This window comes from Agarivorans sp. TSD2052 (assembly GCF_023238625.1).
Lineage (GTDB): Bacteria > Pseudomonadota > Gammaproteobacteria > Enterobacterales > Celerinatantimonadaceae > Agarivorans.
On sequence record NZ_CP096670.1, the window covers coordinates 1,557,804 to 1,571,800 of the forward strand.

At 45.6% G+C, this 13,997-nt stretch carries 15 protein-coding genes; all 15 read left to right on the forward strand.

The window, feature by feature from the left end:
• The first annotated feature begins 22 nt into the window (after window positions 1–22).
• The gene (gene fliL, locus M0C34_RS07050; RefSeq protein ID WP_248714929.1) at window positions 23–532 is read left to right on the forward strand and encodes a flagellar basal body-associated protein FliL; all 510 of its coding nucleotides are present in this window, start codon (window positions 23–25) and stop codon (window positions 530–532) included.
• A 9-nt stretch (window positions 533–541) separates the two neighbouring features.
• Window positions 542–1,567 (forward strand): flagellar motor switch protein FliM, encoded by a 1,026-nt coding sequence (gene fliM, locus M0C34_RS07055; RefSeq protein ID WP_248714930.1) that lies wholly within the window; start codon window positions 542–544, stop codon window positions 1,565–1,567.
• Between the two features lie 19 nt (window positions 1,568–1,586).
• Window positions 1,587–1,958, forward strand: a complete 372-nt coding sequence (gene fliN, locus M0C34_RS07060; protein WP_248714931.1) for a flagellar motor switch protein FliN — start codon at window positions 1,587–1,589, stop codon at window positions 1,956–1,958.
• Window positions 1,958–2,362, forward strand: coding sequence for a flagellar biosynthetic protein FliO (gene fliO / locus M0C34_RS07065; RefSeq protein WP_248714932.1), 405 nt, complete (start codon window positions 1,958–1,960; stop codon window positions 2,360–2,362). The genes fliN and fliO overlap by 1 nt, the downstream gene beginning before the upstream one ends.
• The gene (fliP, locus tag M0C34_RS07070; protein WP_248714933.1) at window positions 2,352–3,098 is read left to right on the forward strand and encodes a flagellar type III secretion system pore protein FliP; all 747 of its coding nucleotides are present in this window, start codon (window positions 2,352–2,354) and stop codon (window positions 3,096–3,098) included. Before fliO ends, fliP begins: the two co-directional genes overlap by 11 nt.
• Before the next feature lie 17 nt (window positions 3,099–3,115).
• Complete coding sequence (locus M0C34_RS07075; protein WP_248714934.1) at window positions 3,116–3,385, forward strand: flagellar biosynthetic protein FliQ; 270 nt, start codon at window positions 3,116–3,118, stop codon at window positions 3,383–3,385.
• The gene (gene fliR / locus M0C34_RS07080) at window positions 3,385–4,164 is read left to right on the forward strand and encodes a flagellar biosynthetic protein FliR (RefSeq protein ID WP_248714935.1); all 780 of its coding nucleotides are present in this window, start codon (window positions 3,385–3,387) and stop codon (window positions 4,162–4,164) included. Before M0C34_RS07075 ends, fliR begins: the two co-directional genes overlap by 1 nt.
• Window positions 4,165–4,183: 19 nt before the next feature.
• Window positions 4,184–5,311, forward strand: coding sequence for a flagellar biosynthesis protein FlhB (gene flhB, locus M0C34_RS07085; RefSeq protein WP_248714936.1), 1,128 nt, complete (start codon window positions 4,184–4,186; stop codon window positions 5,309–5,311).
• A gap of 98 nt (window positions 5,312–5,409) precedes the next feature.
• Window positions 5,410–7,521 carry a flagellar biosynthesis protein FlhA gene (gene flhA / locus M0C34_RS07090; protein ID WP_248714937.1) on the forward strand — a complete coding sequence of 704 codons (2,112 nt, stop codon included), beginning with the start codon at window positions 5,410–5,412 and terminating at the stop codon, window positions 7,519–7,521.
• Window positions 7,522–7,552: 31 nt separating this feature from the next.
• Window positions 7,553–8,989 (forward strand): flagellar biosynthesis GTPase FlhF, encoded by a 1,437-nt coding sequence (gene flhF, locus M0C34_RS07095; RefSeq protein WP_371923120.1) that lies wholly within the window; start codon window positions 7,553–7,555, stop codon window positions 8,987–8,989.
• Window positions 8,979–9,872, forward strand: a complete 894-nt coding sequence (locus tag M0C34_RS07100; protein ID WP_305883154.1) for a MinD/ParA family ATP-binding protein — start codon at window positions 8,979–8,981, stop codon at window positions 9,870–9,872. The genes flhF and M0C34_RS07100 overlap by 11 nt, the downstream gene beginning before the upstream one ends.
• The gene (locus tag M0C34_RS07105; protein ID WP_248714939.1) at window positions 9,865–10,584 is read left to right on the forward strand and encodes an RNA polymerase sigma factor FliA; all 720 of its coding nucleotides are present in this window, start codon (window positions 9,865–9,867) and stop codon (window positions 10,582–10,584) included. Before M0C34_RS07100 ends, M0C34_RS07105 begins: the two co-directional genes overlap by 8 nt.
• Window positions 10,585–10,710: 126 nt before the next feature.
• The gene (gene cheY / locus M0C34_RS07110; RefSeq protein ID WP_055734955.1) at window positions 10,711–11,094 is read left to right on the forward strand and encodes a chemotaxis response regulator CheY; all 384 of its coding nucleotides are present in this window, start codon (window positions 10,711–10,713) and stop codon (window positions 11,092–11,094) included.
• A gap of 13 nt (window positions 11,095–11,107) precedes the next feature.
• The gene (locus M0C34_RS07115; protein WP_248714940.1) at window positions 11,108–11,848 is read left to right on the forward strand and encodes a protein phosphatase CheZ; all 741 of its coding nucleotides are present in this window, start codon (window positions 11,108–11,110) and stop codon (window positions 11,846–11,848) included.
• A gap of 11 nt (window positions 11,849–11,859) precedes the next feature.
• On the forward strand, window positions 11,860–13,986 hold the full coding sequence (locus M0C34_RS07120) for a chemotaxis protein CheA (protein ID WP_248714941.1): 2,127 nt from the start codon (window positions 11,860–11,862) through the stop codon (window positions 13,984–13,986).
• The last annotated feature ends 11 nt before the right edge of the window (window positions 13,987–13,997 follow it).

A 13,997-nucleotide genomic window follows, 5' to 3' on the forward strand; every position in this document is an offset into this window, starting at 1 on the left:
CGGCAAGTTCACGGAAGCACAGATGGCTGAAGAATCAGAGTTACAAGTAGAAGACGGTGAGGGTGGCAGTAAGAAAAAGCTGTTTATCATCATTGGAATAGTAGTGGTATTACTTATTGGTGGTGTAGTTGGGTTTTTATTGATGAGCGGAGGTGATGATCAAGCCCCTGCAGCAGCAACCCCAGCAGCAGAAGCTACCTCAAGTGTTACCCATACGGCCTTATATGTAGGGATGCCTCGCCCTTTTGTGTTTAATATTGTGGGTGATAGCCGAGATCGATTAGTACAAATCAAAGTACAATTATTGGTGAGAGGCACCGACAATGAAGAAATGGCAAAATTACATATACCGCTAATTGAAGGTACATTACTGAGTGTCTTTAGCGCGGCATCGGTCGAAGACTTATCGACCCAAGAAGGTAAAGATACCTTACGTGAAAATTCACTCGTTGAAACACAAAAAGCATTAAAAGAAATTACCGGTAAAGTGGTGGTAGAGAAAATACTATTTACTGGCTTTGTAATGCAATAAAGGAACATTGTGAGCGATTTATTAAGCCAAGACGAAATCGATGCGCTGTTACATGGTGTCGATGACATAGAAGAAGACATCATTGAACCAGAAATGTCTGGCAGTGTGGTCGAATTTGACTTTTCTTCTCAGGACCGAATTGTTCGGGGCCGAATGCCAACCTTGGAGTTGGTCAATGAACGTTTTGCTCGTCACATGCGAATCAGCCTGTTTAACATGATGCGCCGCACTGCTGAAGTATCAATCAACGGCGTGCAAATGATTAAATTTGGCGAATACGTGCATACCTTATTTGTACCCACCAGTCTAAATATGGTTCGTTTTCGACCGCTAAAAGGCACTGCCTTGGTGACCATGGAGGCGCGTTTAGTCTTTATTTTGGTAGAAAACTTTTTCGGGGGTGACGGTCGTTATCACGCTAAGATCGAAGGCCGCGAGTTTACGCCCACCGAGCGTCGTATCATTCAAATGCTATTAAAAATTATTTTTGAAGATTACGTAGAGGCGTGGGCGCCAGTGATGGATGTCGGCTTTGATTACCTTGATTCAGAAGTAAACCCGGCAATGGCCAATATTGTAAGCCCCACAGAAGTGATCGTGGTAAGTTCATTTCATATTGAGCTAGACGGTGGCGGTGGTGACTTCCATATTGCTATGCCTTACTCAATGCTAGAACCCATAAGAGAGCTACTCGATGCCGGGGTTCAAAGTGATAAACAAGATACCGACCAGCGTTGGAGTTCTGCGCTGGGTGATGAAATCATGGATGTACCAGTAGGTTTGCATACCAAACTGTTAGAAACCGATGTAACCTTGCGGCAACTAATGGAGCTAAAAGCTGGCGATATTATACCCGTAGAAATGCCAGAAACAGCCATGCTTTATGTTGAAGACCTACCTAGCTACCGAGTTAAAATGGGTCAGCGTAACGAAAGAATGGCATTAAAAATTGATACTCAACTAAAACGCCCAGACACTGTAAAAAGTGACTTAGAAATGGTGGTCAGTAGCCGCCGACCTGCCGGTGATGAGTGATAGACAATAAGGAACAACTATGAGTGATCAAGATGATATGGCTGATGAGTGGGCAGCAGCGATGGCGGAAGCAGAGCCTGCGCCTTTAGAGGAGTTTGTCGACGAATCTAGGCCGATTAGCGAAGAGGAACAGCGTAAGCTCGATTCGATTATGGATATTCCGGTAACCATTTCTATGGAAGTGGGTCGCAGCAATATCAGTATTCGCAATTTACTCCAGCTCAACCAAGGTTCTGTCGTAGAGCTTGATCGCGTTGCCGGTGAGCCTCTGGATGTATTAGTTAACGGTACCTTAATTGCTCACGGTGAGGTAGTGGTAGTAAACGATAAGTTCGGTATTCGACTCACCGACGTTATTAGTCAAACAGAACGTATTAAAAAGCTTAAATAATGTTAATACGAACCTCATTGAGCCTAGTATTTAGCATAAGCCTACCGGTAGCAGCTGAAGAGGCTATGACCAAAGCGCCTAGCAGCCAAGTTGAGCTGTTGTCTTGGATTATGTCTTTAGCTGTGGTGCTGGTAACAATATTTGTTTGTGCTTGGGTATTAAAGAAAACGCGCTTAAGCCAGTTTGCCGGCGGCCAAGCAAAGGTGGTGGCAAACCTGGCTTTGGGTACGCGTGAGCGGGTGATGGTCGTGGAAGTGGGCGAGCAACAGTATCTGATCGGTGTGACTGCCCAATCAATTAACCTGCTTGATAAGCTAGAGCAACCACTGGTTGTGCAAACCAACAAAGTGACCAGTCAGTTTGCTAAACAGCTGCAAGGAATGTTGTCGAAAAATGAAAAATAAGCGCTGCTACTGGCTAGCTTTAATGCTTGCAATGTTTGCCCTGCCTAGTTACGCCCAAGATGGTATTCTTCCGGCCATAACCATGACAACAAATTCAGATGGCGGGCAAGAGTATTCGGTGACGCTGCAAGTTTTAGCCTTGATGACCGCGTTATCGTTCTTGCCTGCTTTAGTGATTATGATGACCTCCTTTACGCGAATTGTTGTCGTGATGTCTATCCTACGGCAAGCCATGGGCTTACAACAAAGCCCATCTAATCAGGTCATTATTGGTATTGCGCTATTTTTAACATTCTTCATTATGTCGCCGGTGATAGAAGAAGTGAATGCTAATGCGATACAGCCTTATTTGAGTGAAGAACTCACATCGATGCAGGCGTTTGAACAAGCTAAAGAGCCGATGAAAGAGTTTATGCTCGCCCAGACTCGGCTTACCGACTTAGAAACCTTTGTAAAAATAGCCAAAGTAGAAGTAGGTTCTCCTGAAGAAGTGCCATTTAACGTACTCATTCCTGCTTTTATCACCTCAGAATTAAAAACCGCCTTCCAGATTGGTTTTATGTTGTTTATTCCTTTCTTAGTGATTGATTTGGTCGTGGCGAGTATTCTGATGGCGATGGGGATGATGATGCTTTCCCCGATGATTGTATCGCTGCCTTTTAAACTGATGCTGTTTGTATTAGTCGACGGCTGGAGCCTCGTTATGGGCACCCTGGCTAATAGTTTTGGCGTATAGACATAAGGAGCCGCTAGATGGAACCGGAAGTCTTTGTTGATGTATTCCGCCTTGCGTTAGGTCAAGTGATGCTGTTGGTATCAGCAGCTATTATTCCCAGCCTTTTAGTGGGTTTAATGGTGGCTATTTTCCAAGCTGCCACCTCAATTAACGAGCAAACCTTAAGCTTTTTACCCCGTTTATTGGTCACCTTGGCCTCACTGATGTTTGCTGGCCATTGGTTTACCGCAAAACTCATGGAGCTATTCTTTACCATGGTGGATATGATCCCTCAGGTCGTGGGTTAATGGAATTTTCTGCCGATATTATATTGGCATGGATAGGCCAATACCTATGGGCGTTAACTAGAGTTGCCGCGCTATTAATGGTTTTGGCAAGCTTTGGGGGTAAATCTGTACCCACTAGAGTGCGTTTATTACTCGCCTTAGCGATCACCTTCGCGCTAGTACCGGTATTACCCGATGTTCAAGGCATCGAAGTGTTTTCTTTTCAAGCGATTATTGTGATCTTGCAGCAGGTGTTGATTGGTGCGGCAATTGGCTTTATTTCACAGCTACTGATGCAAACCTTTGTGGTCGGTGGACAAATCATTGCCATGCAAACCAGTTTAGGTTTTGCCTCGATGGTTGACCCTAATAATGGCCAAAGCACACCGGTTGTCGGCCAATTCTATTTATTGTTAGCCACCTTGTTGTTCCTCGCAATGGATGGCCATTTACAATTAATTACCCTAATAGCAATGAGCTTTGAAACCATCCCCATTGGCATGAACGGTTTAACAAGTATTGATTATCAGCAACTGGCGGGGTGGTATTCTCAGTTGTTTTTGGCGGCGTTAGCCTTATCTATTTCTTCTGTGGTGGCCATGTTATTGGTTAACTTCTCCTTTGGTATCATGACTCGGGCAGCGCCACAGCTGAATATCTTTAGTATTGGTTTTGCGGTCAGTATGTTATTTGGGCTATTTATTTTGTGGCTCACCATTGGTGGTTTTTTGGCGCATTTCGAACGACAGTGGGAGGTTGGCCGAAGCACAGCGTGTAGCTTGCTTCAAATAGGCTGTTAAGCCTTAGGCCGAGAATCTTATGGCGGATGACGATCAAGAAAAAACCGAAGACCCCACGGGGAAAAAACTCGATGATGCGCGAAATAAAGGCCAAGTAGCTCGTTCAAAAGAACTGGGTACCGCCGCGGTGTTGATTGTGGCAGCAATGTCCATCATGTTCTTTGGTGAGATGTTAGCCGAGGCAATGGTAAAGGTGTTTCAGCTGGCCTTCAGTTTAACTCGAGAGCAAGTGTTTGATGTAAACTTGATGCTAAAAATCATTGGTTCAATGGCGAGTTTGCTGGCAAGCCCATTAATTTGGATTATGAGCTTTATTATGCTGGCAGCTTTCATTGGCAATACTTTGCTCGGGGGGATTTCTTTCAGCTGGGAAGCTATGCGGCCGAAAGCCAGTAAAATGTCGCCAAAGCAAGGCATTAAGCGAATGGTGGGGGTTCAGGCCTTTGTTGAATTTATAAAAAGTGTCGCGAAAGTATTGGTGATAGCTGGGGTGGTATGGTTTGTACTGCGCTGGAAATTTGCTGATATCTTATCGTTAAGCATGCAGTCCATTCCTGGTTCAATTGTCAATGCATTAGATATGCTGCAGTGGATGCTGTTGGCCTTAGTATGTAGCCTTATTGTTATTGTGATTATTGATGTGCCTTATCAGATATGGAACCACACCAAACAGCTGAAAATGTCTAAGCAAGAGGTTAAAGACGAACACAAAAACATGGAAGGTAGCCCTGAGGTTAAAGGCCGGATTCGTCGTCTACAAATGGAGATGGCTGCGCGCAGAATGATGGCCGATGTGCCGCAAGCAGATGTGGTGGTGACTAACCCAAGCCATTATTCGGTCGCCTTAAAATATGACACCAATGGGACGGGCGCGCCAAAAGTGGTGGCTAAGGGCGTAGATGAAGTAGCAATGAAAATTCGTGAAGTTGCACGCCACTATGAAGTTCCCATCATGGAGGCACCCGCCTTAACGCGTTCATTGTTTCACACCACGAAATTAGGGCATGATATACCAGAAGGCTTATACATAGCGGTGGCCCAAATACTGGCTTTTGTTTTCCAGTTGGAGCAATACCGCAAAGGTAAAGGTAAGCGGCCTAAGCCGGTTGCCGATGACTTACCTATTCCAAACGAGTTGCGATATTGAACGCAATTTTATCCTTCCGCTTTCCCAAGCTTAGTTGTTGGCTCAGTTATTGCTTTTCTCATTCAATCAGTCGTTAAGAAGTCAGTATTTCGTCATTTATGGAAATCATCAATCGCCTCACCAGCTTTAAGCTTAAAGATCTAAAAAAAGTTGATGTAAATATCATAAAAGGATTTGGCACCCCAATGGTGGTGCTAGCCACTTTGGGTATGGTTGTATTACCCATGGCAGCTTGGCTGCTAGATATTTTATTCGCTTTTAACATTTCACTAGCGCTTATCGTGCTGCTAGTGGCGGTTTATACTAAACGACCATTAGATTTTGCTGTATTCCCCACCGTGTTGTTAATTGCCACCTTATTACGCTTGGCGTTAAACGTTGCCTCTACTCGAGTCGTATTACTGGAAGGTCACAACGGTGGCAACGCAGCGGGTAATGTTATTGAAGCATTTGGCTCGGTGGTGATCGGGGGTAACTACGCCGTAGGTCTAGTGGTGTTTTTAATCTTAATGATTATCAACTTTGTGGTGGTAACCAAAGGTGCTGGCCGGATTGCAGAAGTAAGCGCACGCTTCACCTTGGATGCCATGCCGGGTAAGCAAATGGCGATTGATGCCGACCTTAACGCTGGCATTATCGACCAAGAGCAAGCGCGAGAACGCCGAGCTGATGTCACCAACGAAGCCGACTTTTACGGTTCAATGGATGGTGCCAGTAAGTTTGTAAAAGGTGACGCCATCGCCGGGATATTGATTTTGTTCATCAACATTCTTGGCGGTTTTATCATTGGTGTCGCTCAGCATGACCTGACCTTCGGTGAGGCGGCTGAGGTCTACACACTACTGACCATTGGTGACGGATTGGTTGCACAAATCCCATCACTATTATTATCTATTGCTGCAGCCTTGATTGTGACTCGCCAAAATACCGAAGCCGATATGGGCGAGCAAGTCAGTCTGCAGATGTTTAAAGACCCTCGGGTCATGATCATTTGTGGGTCGATTCTATTTGTAATGGGTATCGTGCCAGGCATGCCGCATTTAGCATTTTTAACTTGTGCCGCGGTATGTTTAGGCGCAGCGTGGATGCGCCATAAAGCTGACGCGAAAAAAGTGGCCGATACCGCGCTACAACCATCCACAGCAAATACTGGGTCTAGCAGTGAGCCGAAAGAGCTAGGTTGGGACGATGTTCAACCGGTGGATGTTATTGGCTTAGAAGTGGGCTATCGCCTTATCCCATTAGTCGATAAGACTCAGGGTGGTGAATTACTCGCGCGCATTAAAGGCGTGCGTAAAAAATTATCTCAAGACCTAGGCTTTTTGGTGCCCGCAGTGCACATTAGAGACAACTTAGACTTAGGGCCAAACCAGTATCGCATTACCTTAATGGGGGTGACTTACGGCGAGTCTGAAGTATTCCATGACCGCGAAATGGCGATTAATCCTGGCCAAGTTTTTGGTAAGATAGAAGGGCAGGCGACGACCGATCCAGCGTTTGGTTTAGAAGCCGCCTGGGTTGCTACAGAACAACGTGAACATGCGCAAACACTTGGTTACACCGTGGTCGATTCGGCAACGGTTGTTGCTACCCATTTGAGCCAGTTACTGACCAATAATGCCTCGAGCCTACTGGGCCATGAAGAAGTTCAAAACTTGTTGGATATGCTAGGTAATAACTTACCTAAATTGGTCGAAGGCTTAGTACCAGATGTATTGAGCTTATCAACGGTGGTTAAGGTACTACAGAACTTGCTTAATGAAGGGGTGCCGGTGCGTGATGTGCGCAGCATCGTTCAGACCTTAGTGGAGTATGGTCCGAAGAGCCAAGATGCAGATATTCTTACCGCAGCATGCCGTATTTCCCTAAAACGCCTGATTGTCCAAGAGTTGATTGGCAGCGAAGCTGAATTACCCGTCATTACTTTATCGCCAGACTTGGAGCAAATATTGCATCAGTCTATGCAGGCAGCTGGAAATGATGGAGCAGGGATGGAGCCTGGTTTGGCTGAGAAACTTCAAGTGTCACTCACTGAAGCATGTCAAAACCAAGAGCTGGCTGGCCAACCTGCTATTTTATTAACCTCGGGAATATTGCGCTCAAGCATGTCTCGGTTTGTTAAAACAGCACTACCAGCGTTAAGAGTACTTTCTTATCAAGAAGTACCAGAAGACAAACAAATACGTATTGTGAGTTCAGTAGGGCAGTAGCCTCAGCGTACTGGCAAAAGGAAGGTGAACAGTGAAAATGAAACGCTTTTTTGCAAAAGACATGCGAACTGCACTTGCTGAAGTAAAAGAAACACTTGGCAGTGATGCGGTGATAATGTCTAACAAAAAGGTTACTGGTGGCATAGAGATCGTAGCTGCCATTGAACCTTCAAGCGCCGGCGAGGCAGCCAGTACCACAACGCGAGAGTTGGCTGAAGATAGTGTCAAATTATCGGCTGCTCCAAGTTCATCTGCACGAAAAACGCCAACAAACAGTCACCCTAGTCATGATTTTGACGAAAACGCTAGCCTAAAAGACAATCTCACTAATTTTATGCAGCGTCATCAAAAACGTCAGAAAGAAAATTTACAGCAATCTACTCGCGCCAAATCTCAGAGCCAAGCAGACAACCAGCGTCCTCGCACGGTTCAAGCTCCGCGCTCAATTGCGCAGCAACAAGGCTGGGTTCAGCAAGGTTCGTTATCAAGTAAAGCGCAACAACGAAGCCCTAATCCGGTGGCTCAAGACGCCAGTGCCAGCGAAGTCGGCGAGCTCAAGAAAGAAATGGCAGCCATGCGTAAGCTGCTAGAGCATCAAGTATCGGGTTTAATGTGGCAGGAAGTAGAGCGCCAAGAGCCTGTACGAGCAATGTTGATAAAGCAGTTACAAGTGGTTGGCTTTGATGAAGACATGGCAGACCAAATTGCCGGCTACATCCCTGAAGAGTTAGGGGTTCAAGAAGGTTGGCAGCATTTACGCGAGTTACTCGCCAATCAGTTACCGGTGGGTCAAGATGAAATCTTATTGAAAGGTGGCGCAATCGCTTTGCTGGGGCCTACTGGCGTGGGCAAAACCACCACTATTGCGAAGTTAGCGGCCCAATTTTCAATGCGCCATGGCCCCGACAGTGTGGCAATGATAACCACCGATACTTATCGGATTGGTGCTCACGAACAGTTAGCTACCTATGGAAAAATTATGGGGTGTGCTGTTCGCGTAGCCAATGACGAAGAAGAGTTATCGCAGCTACTCTATCAATTTAAAGACAAAAAATTGGTGCTAATTGATACAGCCGGAATGAGTCAGCGCGATCTGCGTCTGCATGAGCAATTAGACAAGTTGGTGAAAAATAGTCGCGTTAATATTCGCAACTACTTAGTCATGTCAGCCAATGCTCAGCGCCGAGTAATTGAAGAAACTGTGAACCAATTCCAACGCATTCCCTTAGCTGGTACCATACTTACCAAATTGGATGAAAGCTTAGCCTTAGGTGAAGTACTCAATGTCACTTTACGCCACGCTTTACCAATAAGTTACGTGACTAATGGTCAGCAAGTACCAGAAGATATAGCGGTGGCCGAGCCGAGTAAGTTGATAGAGCAAGCTTTATCAGTGATGGACTCCAATACCCAACAACATTTCTGGTTCAGTGAAACCGAGCAGCAGAAGGTTTCAGATGTATTCTAAAGATAATGAATTTGATCAAGCTAGCGGCCTCAGAATGATGCAACAAAAAAATAATGTAAAAGTTATCGCTGTCACCGGTGGTAAAGGTGGGGTAGGTAAAACCAACGTTACCCTAAACATGGGTATCGCCATGGCCGCACAAGGTAAACGCGTTATGGTATTAGACGCCGATTTGGGTCTAGCGAACGTAGATGTATTACTGGGTTTGCGGGTAACTAAAAACTTATCTCATGTCTTATCGGGAGAGTGCACCTTAGACGAAGTGCTCGTAGAAGGGCCTAACGGCATTCTGATTGCCCCTGCCACTTCTGGTACTCAGTCAATGGTCGAGTTAAGCCCGGCAGAACATGCAGGCTTGATTCGCGCATTTAGCAGCCTAAAAACGCCGATTGATGTTTTGTTGGTTGATACTGCTGCAGGTATCTCCGATATGGTGTTAAGTTTTGCTAAAGCCTCACAAGACATTGTTGTGGTTGTTTGTGACGAGCCCACCTCAATAACTGACGCTTACGCGCTGATTAAGCTACTCTCTAATAATCATGGTGTGTATAAGTTTAAAATTGTGGCCAATATGATACGTAGCCTAAGAGAAGGGCAAGAATTGTTTGCTAAGCTTACCCGAGTCACAGACCGGTTTCTCGATGCAACCTTAGAATTGGTGTCCTGTATCCCTTATGACAATAACGTTAGGTTGGCAGTAAGAAAGCAGCGGGTTGTTGTAGAAGCGTATCCAAAATCACCGGCCTCACTAGCGTTTCGCTCGTTAGCAAATAAAGCCACCACTTGGCCAATACCAGAGCAAGCGGGTGGACATTTAGAGTTTTTCATCGAGAATCTTCTCGAATTTGGTCAACGCAAAAATAGAGAACAGCTTAGTGAATAAAGTTGCCGCTTATGCCAGCGTGAACGACACTAATGTTTTAGTGGAGCGTCATGCGACTTTGGTTAAACGGATTGCCCACCACCTTATGGCTAGATTGCCAGCAAGCGTCATCGTTGACGACTTAATTCAGTCAGGCATGATTGGATTAATTGAAGCCGCCCGTAATTTCGATGGCTCTAAAGGGGCGAGTTTTGAAACGTATGCCGGGATCCGTATTCGCGGTTCTATGCTGGATGAGATTCGCCGAGGTGATTGGGTACCACGATCTGTACATAAAAACAGCCGCGCTATTAACGATGCGATTGCGGCGGTAGAAAGAGAAAAAAATGGTGATGCCAAAGACGCAGAAATAGCCGAAAAACTGGGAGTGAGTATTAATGAATACCACTCAATGCTGGCCGATGTTAATAGTGGCCGAATCCTCGGCATTGAAGACCTCGGCGTAAGTGAAGATGTTATCTCAAGCGAAGAAAGTCGCGAGCTTAATCGCCCCTTTGAAGGCTTTGCCAACCAACGTTTTCAGCAGTCTTTAGCAGAGTGCATTAAGGGGCTACCAGAGCGTGAAGCCCTCGTATTATCTTTGTATTACGACGAAGAATTAAACCTAAAAGAGATTGGTGAAGTATTGAGCGTAAGTGAGTCTCGTGTGAGCCAAATTCATAGTCAAGCACTGGCCAGAGTGAAAACTCGAATGCGAGATTGGACACAATAGCGAAATTCATCCTTACAAAACTAATAAAAGATGGACTAATATTGTGTTTATTAAGGCATAATATCTACATATTATAAATTTATGGCTCAGTTGTGAGCTAGCAAGCATCCTGTTGGGGGAAGTACCTTGGATAAAAATATGAAAATTCTGGTTGTTGACGATTTTTCAACAATGAGAAGGATTATTAAAAACCTATTGAGAGACCTTGGCTTTAATAACACACATGAAGCTGATGATGGCAATACGGCATTACCGATGCTTAAAGGTGGCGATTTCGAATTTGTAGTAACAGATTGGAACATGCCTGGCATGGAAGGCATCGATTTATTGAAAAATATTCGTGCCGATGAAAGCCTTGCTCATTTGCCGGTACTAATGGTAACGGCAGAAGCTAAGCGCGAACAAATTATCGAAGCTGCACAAGCTGGTGTAAATGGCTACATTGTGAAACCGTTCACTGCTGCTACATTAAAAGAGAAGCTAGATAAGATTTTCGAACGATTACAATAATAAAGGAAGATGCGTGAGCACCGATAATCCGATTATTTCGTTAGCTGATGCCAAACAATTGGTGTCGTTGCTTGAACAAGGCAATGTAGCAGAGGCCAATCAACTCGTTAGTGAGTTGTGCGCACCTAAAGCTAATCTGCTATTTGATAAAGTTGGGCAGCTCACTCGTCAACTCCACGATTCTTTAAATGATTTTAAGCTCGATATACGTATCAACGAGCTGGCGAATCAAGAAATTCCAGACGCTAAAGAGCGTTTAAATTACGTCATTGAAATGACCGACCAAGCAGCCAACAAAACCATGGACGCGGTAGAGTCTGGCTTACCCATTGCTGATAAATTAACCAGTGACATCAACGATATAATGCCGATTTGGCAGAGTTTGATGGAACGGCGAATTGAATTGGGCCAATTTAAGGCGCTGTGTCACCAAATCGATATTTTCCTTAATAGTTCTTCAACAAATGCAGATAAACTACGTAGCATGTTGACAGAGATATTGATGGCACAAGACTTTCAAGACCTCACCGGGCAAATGATCCGTAAAGTCATCACCTTAGTGCAAGAGGTAGAAGAAAGTTTGGTAGAAATGCTGACTTTATTCGGTGCTGAGAAAAGCGAATTAGCTAAAGCTGAGCCGGTCACCAAATCAGCGATAGAAGCTGAAGGTCCAATAATAAATAAAGAGCAAAGGGATGACGTAGTCAACGATCAAGATGATGTTGATGACCTGTTATCTAGTTTAGGATTTTAAGGGAGTAGCGCATGTCGTTTGATGTAGATGAAGACATCTTACAAGACTTTCTCGTAGAGGCGGCAGAGATTCTTGAACAGCTCTCTGAGCAGTTGGTTGATTTAGAAAAACGTCCTGATGATAGTGACCTATTGAATGCCATTTTCAGAGGTTTCCACACCGTAAAAGGCGGTGCGGGATTTTTGTCATTAACTGAACTGGTTGACGTATGTCACGGTGCTGAAAACGTTTTTGACACTCTCCGTAATGGCGGGCGAGGCGTATCTTCAGAGTTAATGGATGTAATCCTTGAAGCTCTCGACGCGGTCAACGATATGTTTGGTCAAGTGCAAGCTCGCGAGCCCTTAACCCCTGCTTCTCCTGAAATTATCGAGCGTTTACATCAACTCTCTAAACCAGAGTCCGCCGATGAGGTGGTTGCACCAGAACCAGAAGTGGTGGTAGAGCAGCCTGTTGAACCGGTTGCGCCTGCTGCTGATGTCGCCGCTGGTGGTGCCAGCATTGATGAAATCAGTGACGACGAATTTGAACGTTTGCTCGATGAACTACATGGTGGTGCTGCGCCCAATGCGCCCGCTACTCCGCCAGCCCCTGCTAGCCCTCCGAGTGCTGCCAGTGCAGGCGATATTTCAGATGACGAATTCGAGAAACTACTTGATGAGCTGCATGGCTCTAATGCGCCCACCGCAAAAACTCCCGCTGCTAAAGCGCCACCCGCTGCTGCTAGCTCGGCTAGTGATGGTGAAATAGGCGATGACGAATTTGAAAAACTGTTAGACCAATTACATGGTGCAGGAAAAGCGCCTGAGCCAAAAGCACCGGCTCCCGTCGCCAAAGCTGCGACACCGGCACCAAAAGCGCCGCCAAAACCGGCTGCTAAGCCCGCCGCTGCGGCTAAGCCCGCCGCTGCGGCTAAGCCTGCTGCGGCGGCTAAAGAGCCAGCGAAGGCCGCTAAACAAGCACCGCAAGGCGAAACCACGGTTCGTGTTGATACTCGTACTTTAGACGAAATAATGAACATGGTCGGTGAGCTAGTATTAGTGAGAAACCGCCTCGTCAGTTTAGGTTTAGTGAGTAACGACGAAGATATGTCTAAGGCCACCGCTAATTTAGACGTGGTGACCGCAGATTTGCAAGGCGCGGTGATGAAAACGCGTATGCAGCCGATCAAGAAAGTATTTGGTCGTTTTCCTCGGGTGGTACGTGATTTAGCGCGAAGCCTGAAGAAAGATATTAATTTGGAATTAGTGGGTGAAGAGACCGACCTCGATAAAAACTTGGTAGAAGCTCTCGCTGATCCTTTGGTCCACTTAGTCAGAAACTCAGTGGATCACGGTATCGAGATGCCTGATATTCGTGTCGCTGCAGGTAAACCTCGTACCGGTGTTATTCGTTTGTCTGCTTCTCAAGAAGGAGACCACATCTTATTGAAAATTGAAGATGATGGTGCCGGCATGAACGCTGACAAATTGAAAGGCATTGCCATTGAGCGCGGAGTGTTAGACGCTGATGCTGCGGCTCGCATGCCAGATAAAGACGCCTACAGTTTGATTTTTGCCCCTGGTTTTTCTACCAAAACTGAAATTTCAGACATTTCTGGGCGTGGTGTGGGTATGGACGTGGTGAAAACCAGCATCACCCAACTTAATGGATCGGTTGATATCGACTCTAAGTTAGGCGAAGGCACCATTCTGCAAATCAAAGTTCCGTTAACGCTGGCTATTTTACCTACCTTGATGGTAGATGTTGGCAAGCAAACATTTGCCTTACCGCTAACCAGTGTTAATGAAATCTTCCACCTTGATTTAACTAAAACCAACGTTGTCGACGGCCAAGAAACCGTTATTGTTCGAGATAAAGCGATTCCGCTATTTTATTTGCAGGATTGGTTAATTAAGAATATGCAGCCCGGTCAACGAAGTTCGCAAGGCCATGTTGTGATCGTGCAAATTGGTCCTCAGCAAGTGGGTTTTGTGGTTGATAACCTGATTGGCCAAGAAGAAGTCGTGATTAAAGCGCTTGACCAGTTACTGCAAGGTACTCCTGGTATGGCAGGAGCGACTATCACCAGTGATGGCCGTATCGCTCTAATACTCGATATCCCTAGTCTGTTAAAACGCTACGCTCGTAAAATGTAAGCGTTGCCTCC

What these genes read in the sequence shown, in the direction of transcription:
- fliL (WP_248714929.1), top strand. Translation starts at nt 23, where the DNA reads ATGGCTGAAGAATCAGAGTTACAAGTAGAAGACGGTGAGGGTGGCAGT.
- fliN (WP_248714931.1), top strand. Translation starts at nt 1,587, where the DNA reads ATGAGTGATCAAGATGATATGGCTGATGAGTGGGCAGCAGCGATGGCG.
- fliO (WP_248714932.1), top strand. Translation starts at nt 1,958, where the DNA reads ATGTTAATACGAACCTCATTGAGCCTAGTATTTAGCATAAGCCTACCG.
- fliP (WP_248714933.1), top strand. Translation starts at nt 2,352, where the DNA reads ATGAAAAATAAGCGCTGCTACTGGCTAGCTTTAATGCTTGCAATGTTT.
- M0C34_RS07075 (WP_248714934.1), top strand. Translation starts at nt 3,116, where the DNA reads ATGGAACCGGAAGTCTTTGTTGATGTATTCCGCCTTGCGTTAGGTCAA.
- fliR (WP_248714935.1), top strand. Translation starts at nt 3,385, where the DNA reads ATGGAATTTTCTGCCGATATTATATTGGCATGGATAGGCCAATACCTA.
- flhB (WP_248714936.1), top strand. Translation starts at nt 4,184, where the DNA reads ATGGCGGATGACGATCAAGAAAAAACCGAAGACCCCACGGGGAAAAAA.
- flhA (WP_248714937.1), top strand. Translation starts at nt 5,410, where the DNA reads ATGGAAATCATCAATCGCCTCACCAGCTTTAAGCTTAAAGATCTAAAA.
- M0C34_RS07100 (WP_305883154.1), top strand. Translation starts at nt 8,979, where the DNA reads ATGTATTCTAAAGATAATGAATTTGATCAAGCTAGCGGCCTCAGAATG.
- M0C34_RS07120 (WP_248714941.1), top strand. Translation starts at nt 11,860, where the DNA reads ATGTCGTTTGATGTAGATGAAGACATCTTACAAGACTTTCTCGTAGAG.